This window comes from Dactylosporangium sucinum (assembly GCF_014647515.1).
Lineage (GTDB): Bacteria > Actinomycetota > Actinomycetes > Mycobacteriales > Micromonosporaceae > Dactylosporangium > Dactylosporangium sucinum.
The window spans coordinates 1-4526 of sequence record NZ_BMPI01000139.1 but is presented as its reverse complement, the minus strand read 5'-3'; the positions used below and the strand labels follow the sequence as shown (position 1 = coordinate 4526).

Annotated in this window: 1 protein-coding gene; it reads left to right on the top strand. The window is 76.6% G+C overall.

Annotated elements, in window-relative coordinates:
- Positions 1 to 4526, top strand: a 4526-nt coding sequence (locus IEZ31_RS54995; protein ID WP_229837313.1) for a type I polyketide synthase, incomplete at its 3' end; no start/stop codon positions are given.

The window sequence follows — 4526 nt, the reverse complement described above, 5'->3', positions numbered from 1 at the left end:
GTGGCGGTTTACCGGCAGTTGGAGGCCTGGGGGTTGCGGCCGCGGTGGTTGGGTGGGCATTCGATCGGTGAGTTGACGGCCGCGTATCTGGCCGGCGTCTGGGACCTCGAAGGCGCGTGCAGGATTGTGGCGGCTCGGGGCCGGTTGATGGCGTCGGCGCCTCCTGGTGGGTTGATGGCGTCGATCGTGGCGTCGGAGGAGGAGATCCGGCCGTACCTCGTCGAGGGCAAGGTCGGGCTGGCCGCCGTGAACGGCCCCACCTCGGTGGTGGTGTCCGGTGACGCCGACGCCGTGACCGCGCTCATCACCGGCCGGAAGGCCAAGGTGCTCAAGGTCTCGCACGCCTTCCACAGCCACCACCTGGACGGCATCCTCAACGACTTCCGGGACGTGGTCGCGAGCGTCCCGGCCAGGCGGCCGGTGATCGGGTTGAACACCACCGGTGATGTGACCGACCCGGAGTATTGGGTGCGGCAGGCGAGGGACGCGGTGCGGTTCGCCGACGACGTCCAGCGGCTCGTCGACGAGGGTGTGGGGCTGTTCGTGGACGTCAGCCCCGACGGGGTGCTGACGTCGATGATCGCGGCGACCGCGCCGGACGCCACCGTGGTGCCGACCCTGCGGACCGGGAACCGGCTGATGGGCGCCGCGGCCGGGCTGCACGCCGCCGGGGTCGAGCTGGACTGGGCGGCGATCCTCGGCGCCGGGGCGCCCGTGGAACTGCCCACCTACGCGTTCGAGCACACCCCGTACTGGCTGGGCGCGACCAGCGGCGCGCGGCAGCTGCTCGACTCCGTCGTGAGCCTCGCCGTGGGGCAGGGCTGTGTGCTGACCGGGCGGCTGTCGCTCGCCGCGCAGCCGTGGCTCGCCGACCACGTCGTGGTGCCGGGCTCGGCCATGCTGGAGCTGGCGATCCGGGCCGGGGACGAGGTCGGCCGCGGCACCGTCCGCGAGCTGACCCTGCACACGCCGCTCGCCGTGCCGGAGCACGGCGAGGTCGAGCTGCAGGTCACGGTCGGCGGGGAGGGCGAGGTCGCCATCCACTCGCGGCCCGCGGGGGAGGGCTGGACCCGGCACGCCACCGGCCACCTCGACTTCGCCGACGACCGCGCCGCGGCGCCGGATGCCGGGCTGGCGCAGTGGCCGCCCGCCGGTGCGCAGGCCCTGACCGTCGAGGCCGGGCCGGTGCCGCACCGGGCCTGGCGGCTCGGCGACGAGGTCTACGCCGAGGTTGCCCTGGCCGGGGAGCGGGCCGGCGGCGCGTTCGGGCTGCACCCGGCGCTGCTGGACGCCGCGCTGCACGCCTGGCTCGCGGACTCCTCCGCGGACGACCACGGGAGCGTGACGCTCGTCGAGCGGTTCTCGGCGGTCCATCTGTGGGCCGGCGGCGCCGACCGGCTCCGGGTCCGGATCCGGCCGAACGGCGGCAACGCCGTCCGGGTCGACGCCGTCGACGCGCACGGCTCGCCGGTGCTCTCGGCGGCGTCCGTCGAGCTGGCCGCGGTGCCGGTCGCCGAGCTGCGGCGGCCGACGGGCGCCGACTCGATGTACCACATCGCCTGGACCGGCATCGAGACGCCGGCCCCGACCGGCACCGGCGCCGACCTGGTGTTCCGGCCGACGGCGGGCGACACCACCGACACCACCGACGTCGCGGCCCGGGCCCGGGCGATCGCCGCCGAGGTGCTCGCCGCCGTGCGGGACTGGGTCGCCGCCGATCGCGCCGACGGCGCCCGGCTCGTCGTCGTGACCCGGGGCGCCGTCGCCACCGGCACCGGCGACGCGGTCACCGACCCCGCCGCCGCGGCGGCCTGGGGCCTGGTGCGCTCCGCCCAGTCCGAGCACCCCGGCCTGATCGCGCTGGTCGACGTCGACGACGACCACGCCGACCTCGGCGGTGCCCTGGCCGTGGCCGACGAGCCGCAGCTGGCGATTCGCGGCGGCCGCATCCTGGGCGCCCGGCTGGCCCGCGCGACGAGCGCCGCCGCGGCCGCGCCCGCCTGGGATCCGGACGGGACCGTGCTGGTCACCGGCGGTACCGGCGGCATCGGCGCGCTCGTGGCCCGGCACCTCGCCGAGCGCCACGGCGTGCGGAGCCTGCTCCTGCTGTCCCGGTCCGGCCCCGCCGCCCCCGCCGCCCTGCGCCTCGCGGGCGACCTGGCCCGGCTGGGCGCCCGGGTGCGGATCGCGGCCGTCGACGTCACCGACCGCGCCGCGCTCGCCGCCGTCCTGGCCACGATCCCGGCCGACCGGCCGCTGCGCGGCGTCGTCCACGCGGCCGGGGTCGTCGACGACGGCACCCTCGACGCGCTCACCCCCGCCCGGCTCGACGCCGTCATGCGGGTCAAGACCGACACCGCCTGGCACCTGCACGAGCTGACCGCCGACCTGCCGCTGACCGCGTTCGTGCTGTTCTCCGCGGCCGCCGGGATCTTCGGCGCGCCCGGGCAGGCCAACTACGCGGCGGGCAACGCCTTCCTCGACGCCTTCGCGCACTGGCGCGCGGCCGGCGGCCTCCCCGGCACCGCGCTCGCCTGGGGTCTGTGGGCGGAGGAGGCCGGCATGGGCGGCCGGCTGACCGAGGTCGACCGGCGCCGCCTGCTGCGGACCGCGACCCCGCTCACCGCCGGACACGGGCTGGCCCTCTTCGACGCCGGTGTCGCCGACGGCGGGCCGCTGTTCGTGCCCGCCGGGCTCAACCTCGCCGGGCTGCGCGCCCAGATCGCCGGCGGGCCGGTGCCGGCGATGCTGCGGCAGCTGATCCGCGGTACCCGCCGGGCGGCCGGCCCGGCCGAGAGCCTCGCGCCGGAGGCAGGCGAGCGGACGGCGCCCGAGCTGCTGGCGATGGTCCGTGCCCAGGCCGCCGCCGTGCTCGGCCACGCCTCCGCCGACGCCGTCCCGGCCGGCCAGGCGTTCAACGAGCTCGGGTTCGACTCGCTGACGGCCGTCGAGCTGCGCAACCGCATCGCCGCCGCGACCGGCGTCAGCGTGCCGGCCACCCTCGTCTTCGACTACCCGAACCCGGCCGTCCTCGCCGAGTTCCTCGCCGAACGGCTCGCCGGCACGACCCGCCGCGTGGTCGTCCAGGCCGCCGCGTCGGCCGACGAGCCGATCGCGATCGTCGGCATGGCCTGCCGGTTCCCGGGCGGCGTCGGGTCCCCCGACGAGTTCTGGGCCCTGCTGGACGCCGGCGCCGACGGCATCGGCGGCTTCCCGGCCGACCGTGGCTGGCCGGCCGCCGAGGCGCTCGGCCCCGACTGGCTCGACCGGCACCGCCCCGAGGGCGGCTTCATGGCCGACGCCGGCGGGTTCGACGCCGGGTTCTTCGGCATCAGCCCGCGCGAGGCCCTGGCGATGGACCCGCAGCAGCGGATCCTGCTGGAAGCCTCGTGGGAGGCCGTCGAGCACGCCGGGATCGACCCGGCCGGGCTGCGCGGCGAGCCGGTCGGCGTCTTCGTCGGCAGCAACGGCCAGGACTACTCGATGCTGCTCGGGCAGGCCCCGAAGGAGAGCGGCGGCTACATCAGCACCGCCGCCGCCGGCAGCGTCGTCTCCGGCCGCGTCGCCTACGCCCTCGGCCTCACCGGCCCGGCCGTCACCATCGACACCGCCTGCTCCTCCTCCCTCGTCGCGCTGCACCTGGCCGGCCAGTCGCTGCGCAACGGCGAATGCGGCCTGGCCCTCGCCGGCGGTGTGACCGTGATGTCCACGCCGGTGCTCTTCGCCGAGTTCGCCCGCCAGGACGGGCTCGCCGCCGACGGGCGCTGCAAGTCCTACGCGGGGTCGGCCGACGGTACCGGCTGGGGCGAGGGCGTCGGCATGCTCGTCGTCGAACGGCTCTCCGACGCCCGCCGCCTCGGCCATCGCGTGCTCGGCATCGTCCGGGGCTCGGCGGTCAACCAGGACGGCGCCTCCAACGGCCTCACCGCCCCGAACGGCCCGTCGCAGGAGCGGGTGATCCTCCAGGCGCTGGCCAACGCGGGCCTGCAGCCGTCCGAGGTGGACGTCGTCGAGGGCCACGGCACCGGCACCCGGCTCGGCGACCCGATCGAGGCCCAGGCGCTGCTCGCCACGTACGGCCAGGACCGCGACGAGCCGCTGTGGCTCGGCTCGGTGAAGTCCAACATCGGCCACACCCAGGCGGCGGCCGGCGTCGCGGGCATCATCAAGATGGTCCTCGCCATGCGCCACGCGACGATGCCGCGGACGCTGCACGTCGACGAGCCCTCGCCGCAGGTCGACTGGTCGGCGGGCCGGGTATCGCTGCTCGCGGAGGCCCGTCCGTGGCCCGACGGCCGCCCGCGCCGGGCCGGCGTGTCGTCCTTCGGGATCAGCGGGACCAACGCCCACGTGATCATCGAGGAGGGCGACGCCGTGCCGCCGTCCGAGGCGGCCGAGGTACCGACGGCCTGGCTCGTCTCGGCGAAGTCCGAGCGGGCGTTGTACGCGCAGGCGGCGCGGCTGGCGGACTGGGCTGCTGAGAGCGGCGACGGTCTGCATGACACGGCCGTTGCGCTGGCGACGCA